20 protein-coding genes are annotated in these 25,391 nt (G+C 35.3%); 19 read left to right on the top strand and 1 reads right to left on the bottom strand.

Features of this window, described 5'->3' with window-relative positions:
- The first annotated feature begins 1 nt into the window (after position 1).
- The 10 genes from SPD48_RS13450 (at position 2) to SPD48_RS13405 (ending at position 11,835) form a co-directional block, all read left to right on the top strand.
- Positions 2–910: an RluA family pseudouridine synthase gene (locus tag SPD48_RS13450; protein ID WP_336258642.1), complete on the top strand. Its 909-nt coding sequence runs from the start codon at positions 2–4 to the stop codon at positions 908–910.
- 167 nt (positions 911–1,077) lie between these two features.
- Positions 1,078–1,620: a bifunctional pyr operon transcriptional regulator/uracil phosphoribosyltransferase PyrR gene (gene pyrR, locus SPD48_RS13445; RefSeq protein WP_336258641.1), complete on the top strand. Its 543-nt coding sequence runs from the start codon at positions 1,078–1,080 to the stop codon at positions 1,618–1,620.
- A 198-nt stretch (positions 1,621–1,818) separates the two neighbouring features.
- Positions 1,819–2,763: an aspartate carbamoyltransferase catalytic subunit gene (locus SPD48_RS13440; protein WP_336258640.1), complete on the top strand. Its 945-nt coding sequence runs from the start codon at positions 1,819–1,821 to the stop codon at positions 2,761–2,763.
- Positions 2,705–3,988 (top strand): dihydroorotase, encoded by a 1,284-nt coding sequence (locus SPD48_RS13435; RefSeq protein WP_442962158.1) that lies wholly within the window; start codon positions 2,705–2,707, stop codon positions 3,986–3,988. Before SPD48_RS13440 ends, SPD48_RS13435 begins: the two co-directional genes overlap by 59 nt.
- 57 nt (positions 3,989–4,045) lie before the next feature.
- Positions 4,046–7,246, top strand: a complete 3,201-nt coding sequence (carB, locus tag SPD48_RS13430; protein ID WP_336258638.1) for a carbamoyl-phosphate synthase large subunit — start codon at positions 4,046–4,048, stop codon at positions 7,244–7,246.
- Positions 7,243–8,001, top strand: coding sequence for a dihydroorotate dehydrogenase electron transfer subunit (locus tag SPD48_RS13425; RefSeq protein WP_336258637.1), 759 nt, complete (start codon positions 7,243–7,245; stop codon positions 7,999–8,001). Before carB ends, SPD48_RS13425 begins: the two co-directional genes overlap by 4 nt.
- A complete protein-coding gene (locus SPD48_RS13420; protein ID WP_336258823.1) occupies positions 8,001–8,909 on the top strand; it encodes a dihydroorotate dehydrogenase in 909 nt (302 codons plus the stop codon). Before SPD48_RS13425 ends, SPD48_RS13420 begins: the two co-directional genes overlap by 1 nt.
- Positions 8,906–9,619 (top strand): orotidine-5'-phosphate decarboxylase, encoded by a 714-nt coding sequence (gene pyrF / locus SPD48_RS13415; protein WP_336258636.1) that lies wholly within the window; start codon positions 8,906–8,908, stop codon positions 9,617–9,619. Before SPD48_RS13420 ends, pyrF begins: the two co-directional genes overlap by 4 nt.
- Complete coding sequence (pyrE, locus tag SPD48_RS13410; protein ID WP_336258635.1) at positions 9,603–10,217, top strand: orotate phosphoribosyltransferase; 615 nt, start codon at positions 9,603–9,605, stop codon at positions 10,215–10,217. Before pyrF ends, pyrE begins: the two co-directional genes overlap by 17 nt.
- 757 nt (positions 10,218–10,974) lie before the next feature.
- Positions 10,975–11,835 carry a LysR family transcriptional regulator gene (locus tag SPD48_RS13405; protein ID WP_336258634.1) on the top strand — a complete coding sequence of 287 codons (861 nt, stop codon included), beginning with the start codon at positions 10,975–10,977 and terminating at the stop codon, positions 11,833–11,835.
- 84 nt (positions 11,836–11,919) lie between these two features.
- On the opposite strand, the gene SPD48_RS13400 is transcribed toward SPD48_RS13405, so the two are convergent.
- Positions 11,920–13,614, bottom strand: a complete 1,695-nt coding sequence (locus SPD48_RS13400) for an Rqc2 family fibronectin-binding protein (protein WP_336258633.1) — start codon at positions 13,612–13,614, stop codon at positions 11,920–11,922.
- 106 nt (positions 13,615–13,720) lie between these two features.
- Here SPD48_RS13400 and SPD48_RS13395 point away from each other — a divergent pair, with 106 nt between their 5' ends.
- The 9 genes from SPD48_RS13395 (at position 13,721) to rsmB (ending at position 25,381) form a co-directional block, all read left to right on the top strand.
- Complete coding sequence (locus tag SPD48_RS13395) at positions 13,721–16,372, top strand: cation-translocating P-type ATPase (protein ID WP_336258632.1); 2,652 nt, start codon at positions 13,721–13,723, stop codon at positions 16,370–16,372.
- A 908-nt stretch (positions 16,373–17,280) separates the two neighbouring features.
- On the top strand, positions 17,281–18,162 hold the full coding sequence (locus SPD48_RS13390; protein WP_336258631.1) for a YicC/YloC family endoribonuclease: 882 nt from the start codon (positions 17,281–17,283) through the stop codon (positions 18,160–18,162).
- Positions 18,163–18,262: 100 nt separating this feature from the next.
- Positions 18,263–18,523 carry an extracellular matrix/biofilm regulator RemA gene (gene remA, locus SPD48_RS13385; RefSeq protein ID WP_336258630.1) on the top strand — a complete coding sequence of 87 codons (261 nt, stop codon included), beginning with the start codon at positions 18,263–18,265 and terminating at the stop codon, positions 18,521–18,523.
- A gap of 15 nt (positions 18,524–18,538) precedes the next feature.
- Positions 18,539–19,174 (top strand): guanylate kinase, encoded by a 636-nt coding sequence (gene gmk, locus SPD48_RS13380; RefSeq protein WP_336258629.1) that lies wholly within the window; start codon positions 18,539–18,541, stop codon positions 19,172–19,174.
- A complete protein-coding gene (gene rpoZ, locus SPD48_RS13375; protein ID WP_336258628.1) occupies positions 19,155–19,352 on the top strand; it encodes a DNA-directed RNA polymerase subunit omega in 198 nt (65 codons plus the stop codon). Before gmk ends, rpoZ begins: the two co-directional genes overlap by 20 nt.
- Positions 19,353–19,463: 111 nt before the next feature.
- Positions 19,464–20,672, top strand: a complete 1,209-nt coding sequence (coaBC, locus tag SPD48_RS13370; RefSeq protein ID WP_336258627.1) for a bifunctional phosphopantothenoylcysteine decarboxylase/phosphopantothenate--cysteine ligase CoaBC — start codon at positions 19,464–19,466, stop codon at positions 20,670–20,672.
- Positions 20,669–23,068, top strand: coding sequence for a primosomal protein N' (gene priA / locus SPD48_RS13365; RefSeq protein ID WP_336258626.1), 2,400 nt, complete (start codon positions 20,669–20,671; stop codon positions 23,066–23,068). Before coaBC ends, priA begins: the two co-directional genes overlap by 4 nt.
- A gap of 13 nt (positions 23,069–23,081) precedes the next feature.
- Positions 23,082–24,023, top strand: a complete 942-nt coding sequence (gene fmt, locus SPD48_RS13360; protein WP_336258625.1) for a methionyl-tRNA formyltransferase — start codon at positions 23,082–23,084, stop codon at positions 24,021–24,023.
- A gap of 5 nt (positions 24,024–24,028) precedes the next feature.
- Positions 24,029–25,381: a 16S rRNA (cytosine(967)-C(5))-methyltransferase RsmB gene (gene rsmB, locus SPD48_RS13355; protein WP_336258624.1), complete on the top strand. Its 1,353-nt coding sequence runs from the start codon at positions 24,029–24,031 to the stop codon at positions 25,379–25,381.
- The last annotated feature ends 10 nt before the right edge of the window (positions 25,382–25,391 follow it).

Raw genomic sequence — 25,391 nt, 5'->3', positions numbered from 1 at the left:
CATGACTTTTTCATATAAAATTGAAGAAGAAAAAGAGGGCATTCGACTAGATAAACTTTTAACCGAATTAAATAAAGCTAACTCACGTCAGCAAGTGCAGGCGTGGATTAAAGATGAATATGTTACAGTAAATGGAGAATCACAAAAGCCTAATTATAAATGTAAACGAAACGATCAAATAAATTGGAGTATACCTGAAGAAAAACAAGATGAAATAAAAGCAGAACCTATTTCATTACATATTTTATATGAGGATGAGTTTTTGATCGTAATCAATAAACCTAAAGGAATGCTTGTACATCCAACACAAACAGTGACTTCTCACACATTGGTAAATGGTCTAATGTATCATTGTAAACAATTATCGACCTTAAGTGGAGAAGACCGTCCAGGGATTGTCCATCGGTTAGATAAAGATACGAGTGGTATTTTAGTTGCTGCTAAAGATAATAAGACACATGAGTTTTTAAAAGAGCAATTTAAAAATCAAACTGTAACACGCATTTATGAAGCAATTACTTATGGTGTAATGTCTCATTCTAAGGGAGTAATTAAAGCGCCAATTGGTCGTAATCCTAAAAACAGATTACAAATGGCGGTTGTACAAAATGGAAAAGAGGCAGAAACACACTTTCATGTATTGAAGCGATTTCAGCAATATACGCATGTCGAATGTGAGTTAAAGACAGGCCGTACTCATCAAATCAGAGTTCATTTAAAATATATTAATCATCCGATTGTAGGAGATGAAGTGTATTGTCGTAAGAAATCTACCTTAATAAAAGGACAAGCACTATTCTCAAAACAGATCGGCTTTCTACATCCTTCCACAAAAGAACGAATGACTTTTAAAGTTGATCAACCTAGTGATTTCAAAAATTTATTGCAAAGACTAGAAAATATGTCTTGACTTTATATGATGAGTTTGAAATAATAAGCATAGTTTAAAATTAAATATGAGATCCTTTAATATAGTCCAGAGAGGCTAATAAGGAAATGGAACTTTAGCGACGTATGTCCAAAACCTTTTACCTCTACCTGGTGAAAGGTTTTTTATATGTTACAGGGGGTGGGAGAGTGAATAAGAAAACTACTATTCTTGATGACTCAGCGGTGAATAGAGCATTGACTAGAATTGCACATGAAATCTTAGAACGAAATAAGGGTGGAGATAATCTTGTTTTAGTAGGAATTAAAACAAGAGGGACACCCCTAGCGCAACGATTACAACAGAAAATTAATCAAATTGAGAAGATCGCTGTCCCGATTGGAGAAGTTGATATTACGTTGTATCGAGACGATTTACAAAAGAAATCATTAGATCCTAAGTTAATTTCAACAAATATTGAAATTGACGTAACAAATAAAACAGTCATTTTAGTCGATGATGTATTATTTACTGGAAGAACTGTTAGAGCGGCAATGGACGCTGTAATGGATATCGGCAGACCATCGCAAATCCAGTTAGCTGTATTAACGGATCGTGGTCATCGGGAATTACCGATCAGAGCAGATTATGTCGGAAAAAATATTCCAACTTCAAAAGAAGAACTCGTCGTCGTTCAGGTGAAAGAACAAGATGATACAGATGAAGTAAGTATTTTTGAATTAAATAAATAAGTTTGGCCCTTTAATTAAATCCTGTGAGATTTAAAAGGTAGCTCAGATATGTATAACCATACGGTATACGTATGCCTCTTTGCGACCTTTTGCAAAGAGGTTTTTTTTAACCACTTGGGTTTAAAGCTAATCAAACATTCGGGTCGATACTTAGTGCCAATTGTAACTAAAAATAATTAATAAACTGGAGTGTTCATTATGAGAGATTTTATTTCTGTGCAAGACCTATCTGTAGCAGAGATTAAATACTTATTAGAAACGGCAGATCGATTCCGTACACATGATTATGAAATATCAAAGCAGTTATTTGCTGCAAACTTATTTTTTGAACCAAGTACACGTACAAAAATGAGTTTTATTGTTGCGGAAAGAAAACTAGGATTAGAACCTTTAGAATTACATGCCGAAATGTCAAGCATTAAAAAAGGAGAAACATTATATGATACAGCTAGAACTTTTGAAGCAATTGGAGCAAATGTTTTAGTAATCAGACATGAGGCCGATGATTGGATGAAAGAATTAAATGAAAAACTTTCCATTCCTGTTATCAATGCGGGTGCGGGCACGAAAGATCATCCGACCCAAAGTTTATTAGATGCTTATACAATCTACCAAGAATTCGAATGTTTTAAAGACTTAAACATAACGATCGCAGGGGATGTTAAACATAGCAGAGTAGCTAGATCGAATGCAGAAATGCTAAGTAAATTAGGAGCAAATGTGTATTTTACGGGGGCGCCTGAATTAATGGATGAATCACTCGGTTATCCGATCCTGACTCTAGATCAAGCGGTTGAGCAAAGTGACGTCCTCATGCTTTTACGAATCCAACATGAACGACATCATGGGTTCATACATGCTGCAATCGAATATTTAGAAAAATATGGATTAACAGTTGAGCGTGAAAGAAAGATGCAGAATCATGCTATTATTTTACACCCTGGACCTGTCAATCGTGGGGTAGAAATTGATTCAAGTTTAGTGGAATGTAAGAGATCAAGAATATTTAACCAAATGGAAAATGGTGTGTATGTAAGAATGGCAGTGTTAACAAAACAACTATTAAACTGGGGGATTATTCATGATGATCAAATTAAAAAATGCGACACGATTGAACGGAAACAACCAATTAGAGCAATGTGAAATATTAATTGAAGGGGAACTCATTAAAAAAATTGCCCCACAAATTAATGAAACTACTGATAAAGAAATTGATTGTAATGGAAAGTTGATATTACCAGGTTTTATTGACGTCCATGTACATTTAAGAGAACCAGGTGGAGAGCATAAAGAAACAATCTCTACAGGAACTAAAGCTGCTGCAAGAGGGGGATTTACGACTATATGTACGATGCCTAATACAAATCCTGTACCTGACTCAGTAGATGAACTGAACAAACTTCAGAACCGTATTAAAGAGAACGCTCTGATCAGGGTACTGCCATATGCAGCAATTACAAAAGGGTTAGCTGGTGAAGGTAGAACGAACATTACAGAATTAAGTCATGCTGATGCTTTTGCTTTTACGGATGATGGGGTTGGAATTCAGTCTGCAGGACAAATGCTAGAAGCGATGAGAGAGGCTGCGGTAAATAATAAGGCTATTGTTGCGCACTGTGAAGATAACTCCATTTTATATGGTGGGGTTGTACACGAAGGAAATGTAAGCAAGCGATTAAAATTACCAGGAATAATTAGTGCTTGCGAATCTGCACAGATTGCCCGTGATGTTCTATTAGCTGAAGAAGCAAATTGTCATTATCATGTTTGTCATGTAAGTACAAAAGAGTCAGTACGAGTCATTCGGGATGCGAAACGAGCTGGTATCCGTGTAACTGCTGAAGTAACTCCCCACCATCTATTACTAACAGAAGATGATATTCAGCAAAACGATCCTAATTATAAAATGAATCCTCCTCTTCGAAGTACAGCTGATAGGGATGCGTTATTAGAGGGGTTATTAGATGGAACGATTGATTTTATAGCTACAGACCACGCACCACACGCTGAAGAGGAAAAAGCATTAGGGATGTTACAAGCACCTTTTGGCATCGTTGGGTTAGAAACGGCGTTCCCATTATTGTACACGCATCTCGTTCAAACAGAGAAAATGTCCTTGAAACAATTAGTAGAGATGCTTACTTGTAAACCTGCAGAAGTATTTAATTTACCTTATGGAAGATTAGAGGAAAACAGGATGGCTGATATAACAGTAGTAGATCTTGAACAGCAGTTTACGATAGATAAACAAACCTTTTATTCCAAAGGTAAAAATACTCCTTTCGATGGATGGAAAGTGTATGGGAATCCACTGCTTACAATTGTCTCTGGAAAGATAGTGTATAAAAAGGATTTAATTTATAAATAACTTTAACAATTCGATTTAATACTAAAATCAAAAATTAAAAACTTGGAGGATTGCCACATGCCTAAAAATAATGCAATTAAGAAAATTCTTGTCATCGGTTCAGGTCCCATTGTGATCGGGCAAGCAGCAGAGTTTGATTATTCCGGTACCCAAGCTTGCCAGTCATTAAAAGAAGAAGGATATACAGTACTATTAGCAAATTCTAATCCTGCAACAATTATGACAGATCATACAGTCGCAGATAAAGTGTATATGGAACCTTTAACAGTAGAATTTTTGTCGAAAATTATCCGCAAGGAAAGACCTTGTGCTTTACTACCGACATTAGGCGGACAAACCGGTCTGAATTTGGCAGTGGCATTAGATGAGTCAGGAATATTGGAAGAATGTCAGGTGAAATTGCTTGGAAGCTCTCTAGAAGCGATTCAAAAGGCTGAAGACCGAGAAAAATTCAGAACATTAATGGACGAATTAAATGAACCTGTTCCTCCTAGCGAAATTGTAACAACTGTAGATGCAGCTATCCAATTCGCAGAAAAAATTGGCTATCCTATTATTGTGAGACCAGCCTTTACTTTAGGAGGTACTGGTGGCGGGATGTGTGAAAATAAAGAGCAACTGATACACATCGTGCAAAATGGTCTAGCTCTGTCTCCTGTTTCTCAATGTCTAATTGAAAAAAGTATTGCCGGCTTTAAAGAAATTGAGTATGAAGTCATTCGAGATGCAAAGGATCAGGCCATTGTCGTTTGTGATATGGAAAACATAGATCCAGTTGGAATTCATACTGGTGACTCAATCGTTGTTGCTCCATCTGTAACATTATCAGATAGTGAAAGTGAATTGTTAAGGAATGTGTCATTAAAATTAATTCGCGCTTTACAAATTGAAGGTGGTTGTAATGTACAACTAGCCAAAGATCCGTATAGTTCTAAGTATTATATTATTGAAGTAAATCCTCGGGTTAGCAGATCATCTGCATTAGCCTCAAAAGCGACAGGTTATCCGATCGCTAAAATTGCAGCGAAAATTGCGGTTGGTTTAACTTTGGATGAGATAAATAATCCGTTAACAGGTAAAACATTTGCTGGTTATGAACCAGTTTTAGATTATGTAGTAACAAAGATACCTCGTTTTCCTTTTGACAAATTTGTTGCTGGCGATCGTAAATTAGGCACACAAATGAAAGCAACGGGTGAGATAATGGCTATTGGCCGAAATTTGGAAGAATCCCTTCTTAAAGGAGTTCGATCATTAGAGATTGGAAATGGTGATCTTTATCTTCCAAATCTTGAGTCACTAACGTTAGAAGAATTAAAAAAACGTTTAGAATATGCCGATGATGAACGTGTATTTATCCTTGCTGAAGCTCTTAGACAAGGAATAAGCGTGGAAGAGATATATCAGATTACGAAAATTGATCGTTTATTCTTAAGTAAATTTAATCATATTATTCAATTGGAAAAAGAAGCAGCGACTTCACCTTTTAATAAAGAAATCGTATTAAAGGTAAAACATTATGGTTTTTCTGATATTCAATTAGCTCGTTTATGGCAAACAACGGAAGAAAAAGTTTATGCATTTAGAATGACAGAAGGAATACAACCTGTGTTTAAGAAGGTTGATACTGCCGCGGCAACAGAAGTGCCGGCTGCCCCTTACTTTTATAGTACGTATGAACAGGAGAATGAATCAATTCCTTCTGAACGGAAAAAAGTTATCGTTTTAGGGTCTGGCCCGATTCGAATTGGGCAAGGAATTGAGTTTGATTATGCTACCGTTCATTCGGTAAAAGCAATTAAAGAAATGGATTATGAAGCAATTATTATGAACAATAATCCGGAAACGGTATCGACAGACTTTTCTGTTTCAGATAAGTTATATTTTGAACCATTAACATTAGAAGATGTTATGCATGTAGTTAAGTTGGAAAATCCAATTGGAGTTATTGTCCAATTTGGAGGTCAAACAGCGATTAATCTTGCAAAAGGATTAGAAGATCGAGGAGTAACCATTTTAGGTACGAGTCTGGAAGCAATTGATCGTGCAGAAGATAGAAACAAATTTGAGCAGCTATTAGAGCAGTTGGACTTAAAAAGACCAAAAGGAAAAGCAGTCACTAATAAAGATATGGTGATGAAAACAGCGAAAGAAATAGGGTTTCCAGTCCTTGTCAGACCTTCCTATGTAATTGGTGGAAGCCAAATGGAAATCGTATATGACGAAGAAGAACTCGCTACTTATATACAGAAAATAGGGGCCATTAATCCGAATAAACCGTTATTAATAGACCAATATCTAACAGGAATTGAAGTAGATATAGATGCAATCAGTGACGGAGAGACAACTTTTGTTCCCGGAATTATGGAACATATTGAACGTGCTGGAGTTCACTCTGGTGATTCGATAGCAGTTTATCCGCCGCAGCGTTTAAGTGAGTCTGTCAAGCAAAAATGTCTAAAAGCGACAGAAAAAATTGCCAAAGCGCTCGATGTCGTCGGTTTAGTAAATATCCAATTTATTATTCAACAAGATGATGTCTATATTATAGAGGTAAATCCTCGGGCAAGTCGGACAATACCTTTTTTAAGTAAGGTAACGGGAATCACAATGGCTAATTTAGCAACAAGATGTATTCTCGGAAGTAAATTAAGTGAAAATGGATATGAAACAGAAATATATCCAGAAAGTGAAAATGTATATGTAAAGCTTCCTGTATTCTCATTTGAAAAATTGCGCAGTGTCGATACAACATTAGGTCCTGAAATGAAATCGACAGGAGAAGCAATCGGTTATGATATTACATTAGAAAAAGCTTTATATAAAGGCTTTACAGCATCAGGTATTTCTATTCCTTTGGAAGGTTCAGTCTTACTAACTGTTGCGGATAAAGATAAAGAAGAAGTTTATAAAACGGCAAAACAGTTTTATGAACTAGGATTCCAACTATTTGCTACTGAAGGGACTGCAGCATTTTTGAATAAAAATGACCTCCCTGTTATATCAGTTGGTAAAATTGGTTCCCCTGAAAAAAATGTTCTATCTTTGATTCGAAATGGAGATGTTCATTTTGTAGTAAACACGATAACATCAGGTAAAAAGCCGAGATCAGATGGATTTAGAATTCGAAGAGAAGCGGTGGAACATGGAATTATCTGTCTAACAAATTTAGATACTGCGGAAGCAATTTTGCATGTTATAGATTCTGCAACCTTTCGAGTAAGATCATTAACAGACAAAGGGGCAATAATAAAATGATAAAAAAGGAAATCCTAAAGGTAATGTCTGTGAAAGAAATAGCTACAGATTCATATGAGATGTCATTAGAAAATGAATATATAAGTACTCATGCCGTTCCAGGCCAGTTTTTACATCTGTCTATTCCTGGACATACGCTAAGACGTCCGATTTCTATCGCGTCATGTAACCAAATGGATAAAGTGGTGAAAGTTCTTTTCAAAACAATTGGAACAGGAACTAAAGAATTATCGGGTTACCAAAGTGGTGAACAATTGGATGGATTAGGCCCAATTGGGCACGGGTTTCCTATAGAAGATTTAAAGCCGAATGATTCCGTCTTACTTATAGGTGGGGGGATCGGCATACCCCCAATATATTTTTTAGCAACTGCGTTAAAAGAACGTGGCATAAAATTGCAATTTATATTAGGTTTTCAATCAAAAGATTTTGTGTTTTATGAAAAAGAATTTAATATGTTAGGTGAAACATATATTGTAACAAATGATGGTTCTTATGGGCATCGTGGTTTAGTTACCGATCTGATTCCTAATGTCTCTTCTTTTGATCGCTATTATGCTTGTGGTCCATTGCCGATGCTAAAAGCAGTGAAAAAAACATTAGCACATAAAAAAGGATATATATCCTTTGAAGAACGGATGGGTTGTGGAGTTGGAGCATGCTTTGCTTGTGTTCTTAAAACAAATGATGGAATAGGATATAAGAAAATATGTCAAGATGGTCCAGTTTTCGCCGCTGATGAGGTGATAATATGATCGACTTATCTGTAAATTTACCAGGACTTAAATTGAAAAATCCTATTATGCCAGCTTCCGGTTGTTTTGGATTTGGACGTGAATATAGTCAATTTTATGATTTAAGTAAATTAGGAGCTGTTATTATGAAAGCAGCAACTGGATCAAAAAGATTTGGAAATGAGACTCCAAGAGTTGCTGAGACAGCATCAGGAATGCTAAATGCGATTGGCTTACAAAATCCTGGCGTAGAGAAGATAGTTGAAAAGGAAGTGCCTTTTTTAAAACAATATCATATTCCGATCATCGCAAACGTTGCTGGTAGTACAATAGAAGAATATGAACAAGTAGTTACAACATTAAATCATAGTCAGGATATTGCTGCTATTGAATTAAATATTTCATGTCCAAATGTGAAAGAAGGCGGGGTACAATTTGGCTTGGACCCGGCTATGGCTAGCAAAGTGACAGAAAGGGTAAAAAAGCTTAGTAATGTACCAGTCTATGTAAAAATGTCTCCTAATGTAAGTAATATTACTGAAATGGCAGTTGCAATAGAAGCGGCTGGAGCAGACGGATTGTCTATGATAAATACATTAACAGGAATGCAAATTCATTTACCTAGCAAGAAACCCATTCTTTCTAATAAAACTGGAGGGTTATCTGGTCCTGCAATTAAACCTGTTGCCATTCGGATGATCTATGAAGTAAAAAAACATGTAACGATTCCTATCATTGGAATGGGAGGCATTCAAACAGCTGAAGATGTACTTGAATTCTTATTAGCTGGAGCAGATGCTGTCGCGATTGGGACTGCTAATTTTCAAAATCCCTTTGTCTGCTCAGAAATAATTGATGAATTACCTAATATTCTTAATAAATATCAATTTACATCAGTTCAAGAAGCAACAGGAGGAGCGCATCAATGAATAATATTTTTCTCGCATTAGATTTCCCTAATTGGGAACAGACACGCCAGTTTCTAGATGAAAATAACTTACATGGTATACCTGTAAAAGTAGGCATGGAGTTGTTTTATAAAGAAGGAGTTTCTGTTATTGAAAATTTAAAAGATCGAGATCATGCTATATTTCTTGATTTAAAATTACATGATATACCAACTACTGTTATGCGTGCAATGAAAAATTTAGCAGCTTTGGAAGTTGACTACGTAAACTTACATGCTCTTGGTGGGGGGCAAATGATTCAAAAAGCTAAAGAAGGATTACAAAGTAAATCAGCAAGTTCTCATCACACAAAATTGCTCGCCGTTACAATTTTAACATCAACGGATGAACAAAGAATGAACAAAGATTTACGATTAAAAGGAACGGTGGAAGAAAATGTAGTCCATTTTGCAAAACTAGCAAACGATAATGGAGCAGATGGAGTAGTTTGTTCAGTACATGAAGTAAAAAAGATTAAACAAAGCTGTAACGAATCGTTTCTTACGATGACACCTGGAATTCGTTTACGAGAGAGTACTAGTGATGACCAAAAAAGAATCGCAACACCTGCATTTGCAAAAGCGCAAGGAACCGATGCGATCGTGATTGGACGGAGTATTACAAAATCGCAAAATCCGAAGAATGCATATGCACAAGCAGTAGAGGAGTGGGAAAATGGAACTTCAAAATGAAATAGCGAGAGATTTATTAAATATAAAAGCTGTACAAATTAAAACAGACAGTTTCTTTACATGGACATCAGGGATACAATCACCTATTTATTGTGATAATAGATTAACGATGTCATATCCTGCTATTCGTCAAAAAATAACAAAAGCGTTTATTCAGAAACTACAAGACTTAAATATTAAACCTGATATTATTGCAGGATGTGCAACCGCAGGAATTCCTCATGCTGCTTGGTTAGCGAACGAATTAAACATCCCGATGATTTATGTCCGATCAAAACCGAAAGGACACGGTAAAGGAAATCAAATTGAGGGTAAAGTAGAGAAAGGACAAAAGATTGTAGTTATAGAAGACTTAATATCAACAGGTGGATCTTCTCTAGAAACAGCTAATGTCTTACGAAGTAAAGGCTTGGACGTTCAAGCAATTTTAGCAATTTTTACGTACGGATTAGAAGTTTCTGACAAACGATTTAAAGAGGAAAATCTACCAGCTTTTACAATTACAAGTTTTGATAAGCTCCTTGACGTATTGGTAACAGATGATGAAATCACTGAAGTAGATCGTAAAAAGTTACTGAAATGGCGAGATCAATTATAATAATAAACAGAGTTTGAGCAAAAATGTTTTAGTCATAGAGAAATCCGAACTGATTCGATATACATGGAGTCAGTTTAGATTTCTTTTTTTCTTTTTAAAGATGCTGCCGTGCATTGATAACCCAGAGTATGCCAATGAATCTCCTTATGATAAATAGTTTATCGGCGAATTACACTCATATAACGGCGGGGTGGCCTCTAATATCGGCGGTGGAGCAGTTATAACGGTGAAGCAAATTGAATTATTGGCGGAAAACATAAGATAACGGCGATAAATAGTTTATCGGCGAGTTGTACTGGGATAACGGCGGATTGGCCTCAAATATCGGGCGGTTGTGTAGTTTTATCGGGGGCAGAGGTGATTTTATCAGCGGTAATCAGCGTATAGTGTTGCCCGCGGTAAAGGAGACACAGTGAAAGTAAGTGGTAGTGTTTCTTAAACTGATGTCGCTCTTATGCCTGTGGTGAAAGCAATTGTCCGTTGCACAAATTAACGATGCAGTATCTAGGTTTGGAAGAGGGGACATAAATAAAGTACGTCACAGTCTACGTAAACTAGTTAGTAGAAACTATATTCCCCGACTGGTAATCTCTCGTCTACGGAATTAGTTATGTTCAACTTGTAATCTACATTCAACTATCTATTCTTATGTGTAATATGCTTCTTTCACATAATATTAATAATGAATGAAATTATTTTAATATTATTATATAATTAAAAGTGATTGAAAATACTTATACAAGCAAAGGGTTATATAATGAAAATTGAAGACTATGAGTTATTATTGCAGTTAGAAAAGATCGGAACTGTTAGGGGGACGGCAAAAGCAGTGCTTATTTCTCAGCCTGCCGTATCTCAGCGATTAAAATTTATTGAAGAATATTTTGGTGAGCAAATTTTTATTCGAACATCTAAACGTCTGAAACTAACACCTAGTGGGGAAATGATTTTAAGGCATGCGCAGGAAGTTGTAGACCGAGAAAAAGATATTAAAAATAAACTGGCTGCTTCAAGTATTGAAGTACGAGGTACATTATCGATTGCATGTTCTTCGGTCATCAGTCAACGCTATTTACCTTCAATTTTATCGAAATTTACAAAGATGTATCCTCTTGTTTCAATTGACTTAGTAACTGGCATGAGTGAAAATCTAAAGCGAGATCATACGAAATATCATGTAACAATTATTCGAGGGGAAAAGATTAAAGATAATACCTCTATTTTATTATTCAAAGATCCTTTATATATTTTTGATACGAAACCATTTAAAAAGGAAGAAGTGAAGGAGCGTCCACTTATTCAATTTAAAAGTGACGACGATTTACATGATTTAATGAACCATTGGCTATTTTATCATCAAGATAAGATCAAACCTATACAGAAAATTAGTGTAGATCAAATTGAAACATGTAAACAATTTATGAAACAAGGATTAGGCATGGCAATTCTCCCAAAAAGTGTTTCCGATGTATTGATGGATAAATATCCACATTTACCTCTTGAAGTGCAAGGAGAAGCTATTACACGGGATACATGGCTTTGTTACCAAGGTGGAATCCGAAAATTACCACAAGTAAATAGTTTTATCGATCTATTATTAGGTGAACAGTTTGAATAGTTAACTCACCACCATGCAAAAATATTTAGTAAACCCTTCTTCTTAAGTTCGTATTCGTGAACTGGAAAGAAGGGTTTTACTATGTTATACTTTTAATTTTTTTATCACTTCTTCATCTGGAGTGACGTATAATGTCTTTTGATCTGTGTAAATAACAAATCCAGGTTTTGCTCCATTCGGTTTCTTTACATGACGTATTTCAGTATAATCTACCGGAACAGAAGAGGATTGTTGGGCTTTGCTAAAATAAGCTGCTAATTGAGCGGCTTCCTCTATAGTCTGTTCACTAGGATTTGCTGATTTAATCACCACGTGGGAACCAGGAATATCTAATGTATGAAGCCAAATATCACTTTTATTAGCTAATGTATGGGTAACATATTCGTTTTGTTTATTGTTCCGACCAACGTAAATCGTTGTTCCATCTGTAGATATAAATTCATCTGGTATAGGTTTTTTTCGCTTTCTTTTCCGCTTAGTTTGTTTCTTAAGATACCCTTCTTCTCTTAATTCTTCACGTATTTCATCAATATCTTCATCTCTAGCACTATTCATTTGTTGGAGGATACTTTCTAAATAATCGATCTCTGCTTTTGTTTTTATTATTTCTAGTTCTGCATTTTTCTTTGCAGTTGATAGCTTACGATACTTTTTAAACAACAATTGTGCATTTTCACTAGGCGTCTTATCGTGTAAAAGGTCTATTGTAATTTCTTTTTGATTAGGATCGTAATAATCAACAACCGAAATGGATTGGTCTCCTTTTTTTATCAGATGCATATTAGCAGTAAGCAATTCACCTTGCTTTTGATACATTTGTGCATTTTTTGCTTTTTTAATTGTAGTCTGGTGGATGGTAAGTTTTCTATTATTTTTCTCTAATTCATTTTTTACTAGACGTTCTAAATCACGTGCTTGCTGTTTGACACGGTCGCGCTCTGCCTTATTTGAATAAAAAGCATCCACCATGTCATTTGTACTTGTAAAAGCCTGTTTCTGCTCCATATAAGTTACAGGTATGACATGAAAATCCTCTTTATTATTTCGATAAATTGCTGGTTCAAATTTATTTTCGATAATCTGTTTTTGAAAGTTTAAAAATTCTTTCATATAGGTTGTTTCTGATCCTAATTTTGCACGATGAATTAATTCTTTTGCTGCCATCGGTGAAACACCAGTTAATATTTGAACGATTTGTCTATCTAATTTACCTGAATTGAAATCTAATTTTTTAATAAATTCTATTTCATTCGTATTAAGGACATTGAGCTTGTTTTGGGACGGAGGTAATTTATAGTCTGCTCCTGGTAGCAATGTACGATATCTGTTTTGAAACGGAGGTACATGCTTTAAACAATTAATAATCGTGTTTTTATTTTCGTTAACTAAGACAACATTACTATGTCTTCCCATTATTTCAACCATCAACACTTTCATAACGATATCTCCAATTTCATCTATCGCTCGAAAACGAAAGGCGATGATACGTTCCATATCATACTGTTCTATTTCTTCGATGATTGATCCAGCTAGATGTTTCCGTAATAGCATGCAAAACATTGGCGGCTCATCTGGATTTTTATAGGTGTCATTTGTTAAATGAAGTCGCGAATAAGAAGGATGAATCGATAAAAGTAAAGCATGATTTTCTCGATTATTTCTTACAGTAAGTACAACCTCAGTATTTGTAGGCTGATAGATTTTGTTAATTCTACCGCCAACTATTTTTTCTCCCAATTCATTTACAATTGCCCTTGTTACGATTCCGTCAAATGGCATTTTGCTCACCTCACCGGCTATTATAGCATTATTTTGGACGAGTCTGCATACATATTGAACAAGTGGTTTGTATTTCTATATTGCTGAAAATAGGTGGGGATGAAATGTGAAATGGTATCAACTTGATGTAGAAGATGTCGAACGAAAATTACATGTTTACCAGGAAAAAGGGCTGACAGAAAACCAGGTAGAAGAGCGAAGAAAAAAATTCGGTCTTAATGCTCTACAATTTTCTAAAAAACAACCCCTATGGATATTATTTGTCAAGCAGTTTCAAGATTTCATGGTACTCATTTTATTAGCGGCAACGCTGATCGCTGGTATGCTAGGTGAATATATTGATGCCTTAGCAATTATGGTTATCGTGCTATTAAATGGTTTTATTGGTTTTTTTCAAGAACAGAAGGCAGAGAAATCATTAGAAAAATTAAAAGAATTATCTGCACCCCAAATACGAGTCCTTCGAAATGGGGAATGGAAAACCATTCCGTCTGAAGAAGCTGTTGTTGGAGATGTCATTCGGATCACAACAGGAGATCGTGTTCCGGCGGATATACGAATTATTATTGCGAACGAACTTGAGACAGAAGAGTCAACACTTACTGGCGAATCGTTACCGGTACAAAAGACAAGCAATGCCATCCATCAAGATAATATTGCCATGCAAGACCAACATAATATCGGATTTAAAAGCACATTAGTTACAAAAGGAAACGGACTCGGGATTGTTATCCAAACGGGAATGAACACGGCAATTGGACAAATCGCAAGCCTAATGGATAAAACGGAGAAAGTAATAACTCCTCTAGAATTAAAATTAGTCGAATTAGGGAAAGTCTTAATATATGTTGTTTTCCTTCTAACAGCTTTAACAGTTGGAATAGGAATTTATCACGGACAACCATTGTATGATATGGTACTCGCTGGTGTTTCATTAGCCGTTGCTGTAATTCCAGAAGGATTACCTGCAATTGTCACAGTTGCATTATCATTAGGTGTCCAACGAATGATCAAGAGGAAGGCAATTGTGAGGCAGTTAGCCGCAGTAGAAACATTAGGGTGTGCATCGGTAATTTGTACAGATAAAACAGGTACTATTACAGAAAATAAAATGACTGTCAAAGAACTGTATTTAGACGATCAACATGTGTATGTTTCTGGAGAAGGATATACGACAACTGGTGATTTTTTCATAAATAATAAAAAGATTGATCAAAACTATCCTAATTTGGAACAAATGATGTTATATGGTTTATTATGTAATGAAGCCTCCCTCCTAGTTAAAAAAGGAAAATACATTATTGATGGAGATCCAACAGATGGAGCGTTATTAATTGCAGCAAGGAAACTCGGTTTGAATCATGTTGTGAAAGATCAATTTAAAGTTGTAAAACAATTCCCATTTGATTCTACTAGAAAACGAATGACTGTAGTAATTGAAGATAAAAATAAGCGAAGATTTGTCATTATAAAAGGGGCACCAGAAAGAATAGTACCACGATGTACGTATCGAATGAATAAGCATGGCAGGGAAAGATTACAAAACACAATAGAAATTGAAAAACAAATGACTGAAATGGCTGAGAAAGCATTAAGAATTATTGCCATTAGTATGAAGCCGATCAGCAAAGATTATTCATTAGATTTGCCTAGTTTAGAAAAAGATTTAACATATATTGGGTTGTTCGGATTGAAAGATCCGCCTCGAAAAGAAGTGAAGGAATCGATTAAACTTTGTAAAAAAGCAGGTATTAAAACGGTAATGATTACAGGAGATCATAAAAAGACGGCAATTGCAATTGCACGAGAGATTGGCTTGCAAGAGGAGGATGAATTGACATTAGAAGGACATGATCTTAATCAAATGGATACAGATGCTTTGGCTAAAATTATTGAAAAAGTAACCGTTTTTGCTAGAGTAACCCCTGAACATAAATTAAAAATTGTTCAAGCATTCCAAAAGCGGGGTCATATTGTTGCAATGACAGGAGATGGGGTAAATGATGCACCTGCTATTAAAGCGAGTAATATAGGTGTAAGCATGGGGATTAGTGGAACAGATGTTACAAAAGAGGCTTCCTCACTTATTCTAATGGATGATAATTTTAATACGATAAAAGAAGCAATTCGAGAAGGGCGGAACATATATGAAAATATACGAAAATTTATCCGTTACTTATTAGCTTCTAACGTAGGTGAAATCTTCGTGATGATGTCTGCCATGTTGCTAGGATTACCCTTGCCGTTAGTACCTGTTCAAATCTTATGGGTAAACTTAGTGACAGATGGATTACCTGCCATGGCGCTAGGTTTAGATCCTCCAGAAAAAAATGTGATGAATCAAAAGCCACGTGATCCGCGGGAAGGTGTCTTTGCAAGAGGGTTAGGGACAAAAATTATTACTCGTGGTTTAATGATTGGAATCGTATCTCTAATTGCATTTATTGTGGTTTATGATAATAGTCCTGAAAATCTTTCTCATGCGAGAACAATAGCTTTTACTACTTTAGTGCTAGCACAACTCATACATGTATTTGATTGTCGAAGTGAAAATGGGATTTTTACTAGAAATCCGTTTAGCAATATGTATCTAATAGGAGCAGTTATATCATCTATTGCTCTCTTATTAGTTGTATTATATGTCGAGAAATTACAGCCGATATTTTATACAACTGCTTTAGGATTGCATGATTGGCTATTAGTCATCGTGTTAAGTGCAATACCAACTGTTCTTTTTGGATTCTCAAAAAAGATTTAAAATAATATCTTTAACTTCAGCAGTGATTCTCTTAATCACACTGTTTAAAAGAAAATAAACTTTATATTGATAAAATGATTCCTTTAAGCATTTCTCCTTAGAAGGAGAATCTGAAAAGTTTTAACTTATTACCAAGTTTACGTAAACTGCAACATTACTGAAGATGTAATTAGCATAACGCTACGGAAATATGTTTCGCTTTCCATGGGCGGCTGTTGAGCCTCCTTGTGCTAAGCACTGCGTAGTCTCATCTAGGCCTATGCTTCCATAGGAGTCTCCACATATTTCCTCCGCTAGAATTTGTTTTCTGCTATACAGCGTAAATTGCTCTGTTTTGAAGGTTGATTGAAGCAGAGGGCAATCGACTCCTGCAGGAAAAGCGACAGGGGGAACACAGACTAAGTACGCCAAGTCCTGTGGCAACATCTGCACTAGTAAATCCTGTACGTCGGAAGATCCCTGTAGCTTCTCGTTAACGAGAAGCTATAGAAGCAGATCGCCGTGCCTGCGGTAAAGGAGACACAGTGAAAGCGAGTGGTAGCGTAGCTTGAACTGATGTCGCTCTTATGCCTGTGGTGAAAGCGAAGTGTTTTTCAGAAGCGGCATCTGAAAATTATTAAAGTTGATGCAATTAATGTACAGTTTATATCACCACTTAACTAGGAATTTTAAATCAGCAATGGAAGATCCGAATCGATTCATTAATTGAATCGGTGTTCGGATCTTTTTGAAATAAACAATTTGTCTTAGAATCTTCTTTTTATTTTAGAAAAAATCAAGGTGAAATTATTCTCGTTTTTTATTTTCTTAGGATTTTTCTCGAAAAATATTTAAAGGAACAATTTACAAGTTTTTAATAGAGAAAATAGAATGAAGCTTGTATAATAATTAGTATTGGAGTGATACATATGGTAAAGAGTATGACTGGATATGGAATTGATACATTTCAAATGGAAGAAACTTCTATTACAGTAGAGATAAGAAGTGTAAATAGTCGTTACTTGGATTTTATACCTAAAATTCCACGTTCTCTCCATCATTTGGAAATGGAGATTAAGCGAATAATACAAGATAATTTTCAACGTGGAAGGATCGAAGTTTACATATCCATATCAGGTGATTATTTAATTCAAAAAAAGTTACAAGCCGATTGGGACTTAATGGATCAATTCATAAATCATATAAAGTATGCAAAAGAAAAATATGAATTGAATAAAGAGATTCCATTATCAATATTATCTACGGTGGAAGACCTTTTTACTGTCCAAGAAATAAAAAAAGATTCAAGTCAATTTAAACCTCTACTACTCCAAAGTATAAGCCATGCCGCAAAACAAGTCTTATCAAGCCGACAAGGCGAGGGAGATTTTTTGCAAAAAGATATTCAAAATAGAATCAAAACAATAGAAAATATGTTAAAATCAATAGAAGCTAGGAAGGAAGATGTGTCCGTTCATTATCGGGAGCGAATTCAAAATCGTTTACAGCAACATATTGGCGACACATTAGATATCGATTCTGCTTATCTGGTGCAAGAAATAGCTCTCCTTGCAGAAAAAGGAGATATAGCTGAGGAAATAACACGATTACATAGTCATATTCACCATTTCCGACAAATTCTGGATCAAAATAGTCCAGTGGGCAGGAAATTAGATTTTATTACACAAGAAATGCATCGAGAGACCAATACGATCGGCTCTAAATCTGTAGATTCCAAAATAAGTGAATGTATAGTTGGAATGAAAAGTGAAATAGATAAAATAAAAGAACAAGTTCAGAATATAGAATGAGTGAAAGACTTATCTTTCAAGGCCAAGCTATCTTTTATCAAACTTTGAGGGATAAGTACAAATACAATGTAATGTACATTGTACTATGGAGGTTACTGCTTTGGGATTACATCTAATTAATATTGGTTTTGGGAATGTCGTATCAGCCAATCGAATTATTTCGATTGTATCGCCAGAATCAGCACCAATAAAAAGGATTGTTCAAGTAGCACGAGATAATAACAACTTAATTGATGCTACATACGGTAGGCGTACTCGAGCAGTTATCATTACAGATAGTTCGTATATCATTCTCTCTGCTGTACAACCAGAAACAGTAGGTCAACGGGTTATTACTAATGAAGAACTAACCGAGGATTAATTAGGAGGAACAATTTTGTTTGAAGAAAAAGGCATTTTATTTATTTTATCAGGACCCTCAGGAGTTGGAAAGGGAACTGTCAGACAACGTCTATTTGAACAAGAGACGCATTTAAAATATTCCGTATCTGCAACTACACGATCAAAGCGTCCGGGTGAAAGAGATGGAATTGATTATTTCTTCAAGACGAAGCAAGAATTCGAAGAAATGATTAAAGAGAAAAAACTTTTAGAACATGCAAAATATGTTAATAATTATTATGGCACACCGAAAGATTATGTTCTAGAACAATTGGAACTTGGAAATGATGTATTTTTGGAAATAGAAGTCAAAGGTGCTTTGCAAGTAAAGGAAAATTTTCCTGAAGGAGTATTTATTTTCTTATTTCCACCAAGTTTAGATGAATTAAAAAACAGAATCGTTAGTCGAGGAACAGAATCGAACGAGCTTGTTGTAAATCGATTAAAAGAAGCAAAGAAAGAAATTGATATGATGAGCGAATATGATTATGTAGTTGTTAACGATGATGTGGATGTTGCTGTATCAAAAGTAAAGGCAATTATTAAAAGCGAACACTGTAAACGGGAACGAATTGAAAAGCAATATAAAAAGATTTTGGAGGATGACACGAATGTTAGAACCATCAATTGACAGTTTGCAAGAAAAAATTAATTCAAAGTATACTTTAGTAACTATTTCAGCAAGAAGAGCTCGAGAGTTACAAGGTGAAAATAAAGCGCTAGTTGAACATCCTAAATCCTTGACATATGTAGGAATGGCACTTGAAGAGATTGACCAAGAAAAGTTATTCGTGAAAGAAACAGAATAAGATCTAGAAACCCTTGCTAATTAGTTGCAAGGGTTTTTGCGATATGGACCACAGAAAACAAGTGCTTAGAAGTCCGTTTAACCCTGTTAGTAGAATGAAGAGGTGCTTACTATGTTACAAAACAAGAAAATATTATTAGGAGTTACAGGTGGAATTGCCGTCTATAAGGCCTGTGACCTAGCAAGTAAACTTACTCAACAAGGAGCCGAAGTAAGGGTAATGATGACGCCGGGCGCAACGAAATTTGTTTCGCCATTGACATTTCAGGCATTAACAAGGAATCCGGTATATACGGATACCTTTGATGAGAAAGATCCGAATAAAATTGCCCATATAGATATAGCTGATTGGGCTGATATAGCCATTATTGCACCTGCGACCGCTAATATAATTAGCAAAATAGCATTTGGAATAGCGGATGATATGTTAACAACGACGTTGCTAGCAACGAGGGCTGATATTTACATCGCACCCGCAATGAATGTGCATATGTATGAACATCCAGCTGTTATTGAAAATATGAAAAAATTAGTAGAATGGGGATATCATTTCATTGAGCCTGGTGCTGGATATTTAGCATGTGGATACGTAGGAAAAGGCAGATTGGAAGAGCCAGAAACTATTATAAAGACGATATGCACACATCGACAGCATGCGAATTTATTAGAAGGAAAAAAAGTGCTTATCTCAGCTGGGCCGACTCGTGAAGTGATAGATCCCGTCCGTTATTTTTCCAATCGTTCTTCCGGTAAAATGGGTTTTGCCCTTGCAGAAGCGGCAGCAAAATTCGGAGCAGAAGTAACACTTGTAGCTGGACCGGTTGAATTAAAAACTGTGCATCAATCTATTAAACGAATCGATGTTGTAACAGCAGAAGATATGTATCAAGCAATGTGGGAATACTTTAACGAAGCGGATATAGTCATTAAAGCTGCAGCCGTCGCTGATTACCGCCCTAAAGTAGTATACAATGAAAAGATGAAAAAACAACCTGGCGACCTTGTAATTGAAATGGAACGAACAAAAGACATTTTGCAATCATTAGGAGAAAATAAGTCTAATCAATTTATTGTCGGTTTTGCTGCAGAAACGAATACACCGTTAGAATACGGGAAGGAAAAATTACGGAAAAAACATTTGGATGCCATCGTAATAAATAATGTTGTGGAAGAGGGAGCCGGTTTTGCAGTAGATACAAATATAGTTACTTATTTTAATAAATCTGAGGATGAAGTGGCTATACCTCTTGCAACAAAAGATGAGATTGCTGAAAAAATCCTTCATTTCGTTGATAGAGATATGAAAGAAGGATGGAAGTGAATATTGCAAAAGTAATTGTCGACGTCCCGTCAAGTGTTGTAAATCAGACATTTGATTACAGAATCCCTGAAAAGTTTCAAGAGATGTTAAAACCTGGCATGCGGGTTGTTATACCTTTTGGGCCAAGAAAGATTACTGGGTTTGTAATAAAGAGAATACATGAATCGTCGTATGAAAATTTACGTGAAATTATGGATGTCTTGGATATCACCCCAGTATTAACGGATGAGCTACTACAATTAGGGCGTTGGTTAGCAGAAAAAACAGTTTCTTTATATATTTCGACATACCAAGCAATGTTACCACAAGTTTTAAAAGCAAAATACTCAAAAGAAATTATTCGTTTAACAGACATACCGTTGCCAAATGTACTTGAACAAAAACTTCAGCAAAAGAACGCAATTTCATTTGAAGAAGCTCTTGCTGTTTTAGGTTCTTATAAAAATCTTCAGTACTACATTGAAAAAGGGGATCTTGCAGTCCAATATGTAGTAGCATCTAAGGCAACTAAACGATATAAAACATTGGTCTATCCCTCATCACCAGAACATTTAAAAGAGGGATTAAAGAAAACAAACAATCGGGCGATTCGTCAGAAAGAAATTCTCCAGTTTTTTATTCAGCATCCATACCCAATTGACCAAACAGAATTATATCAACAATTACAAATTAATCGAAGTAACCTAAAAGCCTTAATAGACAAGGAATTGCTTACTCTTAAAAAAGTAGAAGTGTACCGAAATCCGTATGAAGAGGAATTCAAGAAAACAAAGAATTTACAATTGACTGATGAACAAGAGCTTGCTATTCGTCCAATTAATAACTCGATAGAAAACAATGTTCATAAAACATTTTTACTGTATGGCGTCACCGGGAGTGGAAAAACTGAAATTTACTTGCAAGCGATAGAAAAAGTTATTCATAAAGGCAAGGAAGCAATTGTTTTAGTACCAGAAATTTCATTAACTCCACAGATGGTAAAACGTTTTAAAGGTCGATTCGGTTCTAATGTAGCTGTACTTCATAGCGCCTTGTCTGTTGGTGAGAAGTATGATGAATGGCGTAAGATCCATCGAAAAGAAGTAAAAGTTGTAGTCGGAGCGAGATCTGCAATCTTCGCTCCGTTTGAAAACTTGGGTATTATTATTATTGATGAAGAACATGAAACGACTTACAAACAAGAAGAATCCCCTCGTTATCATGCTCGAGATGTTGCAATTAAACGTGGTGAGTATAATGACTGTCCAGTTATCCTTGGTAGTGCAACTCCTACTCTCGAGTCGTATGCACGAGGAAAAAAAGATGTGTATCATTTGTTGAAATTAACGAAAAGAACAAATGAGAAACCGATGCCACAAGTTGATATTATTGATATGAGGAAAGAGCTTCATGAAGGAAATCGAACGATGTTCTCTAGAGCGTTAACAGAAAAGATTAAAGCTTGTCTAATAAAACAAGAGCAAATCGTATTGTTGTTGAATAGAAGAGGGTATTCCACCTTTGCCCTTTGTCGTGATTGTGGTCATGTAGAAGAGTGTCCTAATTGTGATATATCGCTAACTTTTCATAAAGGTGAAAATGCTCTTAAATGCCATTATTGTGGACATGAGCAGCCAATGCCTATCTATTGTCCTAATTGTGAGAGTACGTCAATTCGTTTTTTTGGAACCGGAACAGAGCGTGTTGAAGAGGCATTAACAAAACTGATTCCAGAAGCTAAAATTATCCGAATGGATGTAGATACAACAAGAAAAAAAGGAGCACATGAAAGGCTCTTAAAAAGATTTGCCGAAAAAGAAGCAGATATTTTATTAGGTACACAAATGATTGCAAAAGGATTAGATTTTGAAAATGTAACCTTGGTGGGAGTACTTGCAGCAGATTCTATGTTGCATTTACCTGATTTTCGCTCAAGTGAAAAAACGTTTCAACTTATTACTCAAGTAAGTGGACGTGCCGGGCGCCATGAACTAACTGGTGAGGTTATCGTTCAAACGTACACACCAGATCATTACAGTATTGAATTGGCAAGTAAATATGATTTTGAGACGTTTTTTAATCATGAGATGCAAATTAGAAAGACTTTTCTTTATCCACCTTATGTATTTTTAGCGTTAATAACAATATCACACGAAAATGAGCAAAACGTTTATTCTGTTGCACAACAAATACGTAGTAAATTAGAAAATAAATTGCATGACGGTTCTTTTATTTTAGGTCCATCGCCTTCTCCGATTGCTCGGATAAAAAACCGTTATCGTTATCAGTTAATGATAAAGTATCGTCATGAACCATATCTACAACAATCTATTAATAAGATATTAGAAGACTTTCAGGATGAACGAAGAAGGGATTTACAAATTTTAATCGATTTTAATCCATACCAGTTAATGTAGAAAGGAATTAAGTATGAAAAAAATTATTTTTATGGGAACCCCAGATTTTTCTGTACCAATATTACAAGCGCTAATTGAATCCTCGTATGAAATAGTTTTAGTTGTTACTCAACCAGACCGTCCTAAGGGAAGAAAAAGAGAGTTAACTGCACCTCCAGTAAAGGAGAGTGCAATTAAATTAGGGATACCAGTCTTTCAACCCGAAAGATTGTCAGACGAATATGAAGAACTACTAAAATATGATGCAGATTTAATTGTTACTGCAGCGTATGGACAATTACTGCCAAAAGAAGTGTTAAATTACCCGCCATATGGATGTATTAATGTCCATGCATCCTTATTACCTGAATTGCGTGGAGGTGCACCAATTCATTATGCTATCTTAGAAGGAAAAAAAGAAACTGGCATAACCATTATGTATATGGCTGAAAAGTTGGATGCAGGAGATATTATTTCTCAAGAAAAAGTACCTATTCTCCAAACAGACCATGTAGGTACTCTCCATGATACGTTATCAATTGTGGGAGCAAAACTATTGGTAAAAACATTGCCATCTATATTTGATAAAACAAATGAGAGAATAAAACAAGATGAAAATAAAGCAACATTTGCACCAAACATTAAGACAGAACAAGAAAAAATTGATTGGTCTAAATCAAATGAGACTGTTTATAACCAGATTCGAGGACTTCATCCTTGGCCAGTTGCTTTTACTAAATTTGAAGGTAAAAGGTTAAAAGTCTGGTGGGCAGAATTAGATAACAATAAATACGAGAATAGGCAACCTGGCGAGATCGTGCACGTTACTAATAATGAATCATTTACAGTAATTTGTGGAAATAATAAAGGCGTTACTATTACTGAATTGCAACCGGCAGGGAAAAAACGGATGCAAGTTAGTGAGTTTTTGAGAGGAAATCCTGATCTTATACAAGTTGGCCAAAAGATGGAGTGAATACCATGCAAAAAGAACAAAATGTGAGATATATTGCACTCGATCTATTGTTACGAATCGAAAAAGAAGGCAGTTTTAGTCACTTGCTTTTATCACAAATGATCCATAAATCTAAATTGAGCGAACAAGATGAAAGACTCCTAACTGAAATCGTGTATGGAACAATGGAAAGAAAAATGACACTTGATTATTATTTAACACCTTTTATTCAAACTCCAAAAAAAGTAACTGATTGGGTTATGACGTTACTTAGAATGTCTGTGTTCCAGTTACAATTTTTGGATAAGATACCCGCCTATGCGGTAATTGATGAATCTGTAGAAATAGCTAAACATAAAGGCCATAGAGGGATTGCCTCCTTTGTTAATGGCATATTACGTAATATGCTAAGAAAAGGTGTTCCTGCATTAGATAAAATACCAGACCCGATTCTCCAATTATCCATTAGTACAAGCCATCCTAAATGGTTAGTTGAAAGATGGGTCGATCAATATGGGTTTGATTTGACTAAACAAATGTGTGAAACAAATGTTACTAAAAAACCTATTAGTATTCGTATAAACAGATTGCGAACGACTCGTGAACAAATCCTTGATAGATTAAAGGATGAAGGAATCACTGCCGAAGGTTCACCATATTGTAAAGATGGTATAATTATTCGAAATGGGAATATATTGAAAACAAATCTTATCGCAGAGGGATTAATTACTGTTCAAGATCAAAGTTCCATGTTAGCAAGTAGAACATTGCAAGTTGAACAGAACATGCAAGTACTAGACACTTGTAGTGCTCCCGGAGGTAAAGCTACTTATCTTGGCGAGCTAATGAATAATAAAGGGACTATCCATTCATACGATCTTCATAAAAATAAACTTAAATTAATCGAAAACAATGCTTCTAGACTAGGATTAACGAATATTCAAGTTGGACAGTGTGATGCCCGAAGTTTACAAACTGTTTACAAGCCAGAAACTTTTGATCGTATATTGGTTGACGCACCTTGTTCAGGACTAGGGGTTATTCGTACAAAACCAGATATTAAATATAATAAAAATGTAGAAGATATTAATAAACTGCATGATATTCAATTTGCTATACTAGAACATATAGCTCCATTATTGAAAAAAGATGGTAAAATCGTCTATAGTACGTGTACGGTTGATACTACTGAAAATGAAGAGGTTGTACGTCAATTCATAAAAAAACATAGTAATTTTTACGTAGATAAGACTTTTCTTGATGAACTATCTATTCATTCTGAAAATGCTAGGATAACAGAATTTGGAATCCAACTGTTCCCGCACACAATTCAATCGGATGGATTTTTTATTACAAGATTAGAAAAAAATGATCATTAAATTTAAGTTT

Source organism: Pseudogracilibacillus sp. SE30717A (assembly GCF_037071985.1).
In the GTDB taxonomy this organism is placed as follows: Bacteria; Bacillota; Bacilli; order Bacillales; family Amphibacillaceae; genus Pseudogracilibacillus.
Note: the sequence above shows the minus strand (reverse complement) of the source record. Positions and strands in the feature narration are given on the sequence as shown.

Coding starts and splice junctions, on each gene's coding strand:
- SPD48_RS13450 (WP_336258642.1), top strand. CDS start 2: ATGACTTTTTCATATAAAATTGAAGAAGAAAAAGAGGGCATTCGACTA.
- rsmB (WP_336258624.1), top strand. CDS start 24,029: ATGCAAAAAGAACAAAATGTGAGATATATTGCACTCGATCTATTGTTA.
- SPD48_RS13425 (WP_336258637.1), top strand. CDS start 7,243: ATGATAAAAAAGGAAATCCTAAAGGTAATGTCTGTGAAAGAAATAGCT.
- SPD48_RS13390 (WP_336258631.1), top strand. CDS start 17,281: ATGGTAAAGAGTATGACTGGATATGGAATTGATACATTTCAAATGGAA.
- SPD48_RS13400 (WP_336258633.1), bottom strand. CDS start 13,614: ATGCCATTTGACGGAATCGTAACAAGGGCAATTGTAAATGAATTGGGA.
- pyrF (WP_336258636.1), top strand. CDS start 8,906: ATGAATAATATTTTTCTCGCATTAGATTTCCCTAATTGGGAACAGACA.
- fmt (WP_336258625.1), top strand. CDS start 23,082: ATGAAAAAAATTATTTTTATGGGAACCCCAGATTTTTCTGTACCAATA.
- rpoZ (WP_336258628.1), top strand. CDS start 19,155: ATGTTAGAACCATCAATTGACAGTTTGCAAGAAAAAATTAATTCAAAG.
- coaBC (WP_336258627.1), top strand. CDS start 19,464: ATGTTACAAAACAAGAAAATATTATTAGGAGTTACAGGTGGAATTGCC.
- carB (WP_336258638.1), top strand. CDS start 4,046: ATGCCTAAAAATAATGCAATTAAGAAAATTCTTGTCATCGGTTCAGGT.
- SPD48_RS13435 (WP_442962158.1), top strand. CDS start 2,705: ATGATCAAATTAAAAAATGCGACACGATTGAACGGAAACAACCAATTA.
- SPD48_RS13405 (WP_336258634.1), top strand. CDS start 10,975: ATGAAAATTGAAGACTATGAGTTATTATTGCAGTTAGAAAAGATCGGA.
- pyrE (WP_336258635.1), top strand. CDS start 9,603: ATGGAACTTCAAAATGAAATAGCGAGAGATTTATTAAATATAAAAGCT.
- SPD48_RS13440 (WP_336258640.1), top strand. CDS start 1,819: ATGAGAGATTTTATTTCTGTGCAAGACCTATCTGTAGCAGAGATTAAA.